At 70.7% G+C, this 482-nt stretch carries 1 protein-coding gene; it reads left to right on the top strand.

Annotated elements, in window-relative coordinates:
* Window positions 1–2 precede the first annotated feature (2 nt).
* Window positions 3–482, top strand: a 480-nt coding sequence (locus G3I71_RS46995) for a DUF6357 family protein (protein WP_239149801.1), incomplete at its 3' end; no start/stop codon positions are given.

The following is a 482-nucleotide window of genomic DNA, read 5'->3' on the forward strand; positions in this document are numbered from 1 at the left end:
CCATGAAGGACATCGTTTTCACGCGGCGGAGCGGCTGGATCCCGAACGTGGTCCGCGAGGACGGCGAGCTGAAGCTGACGCTCGGCGCCGGGGCCGACGCCAACCACGAGCCCCGCACGTTCACGTTCTCGATCGGCGAAGCCCATCTCGCGGTGATCCGGAAGGACTTGGCCCGACACCTGCTGCTGTGGAGTGCGGTCCTCCCGCTGTGCGACGCCGCCGGAACCCGGGGCCGGCTCGACGAGAACGCTGCCGTCGCGCTCCTGGACCCGATCCTCCTTGCCGCGCCCGCCGACGTCGACGCGCTCTTCCAGCGCATCCGGTGGGACAGGAGCCGGCTCATAGCCCACGGGGCCGACATCGGTCTGCTGGAGTGCGGTCAGGTATGCGCGGCGATGCGCGCGGCGACGGAGACGTCGAACGGCAAACGGCCTCAGGAGTACCACGCGGACCGCCGTCGCGCCGAGCGCGGAGCCGTACTC

The organism is Streptomyces sp. SID12501 (genome assembly GCF_010550245.1).
GTDB lineage: Bacteria > Actinomycetota > Actinomycetes > Streptomycetales > Streptomycetaceae > Streptomyces.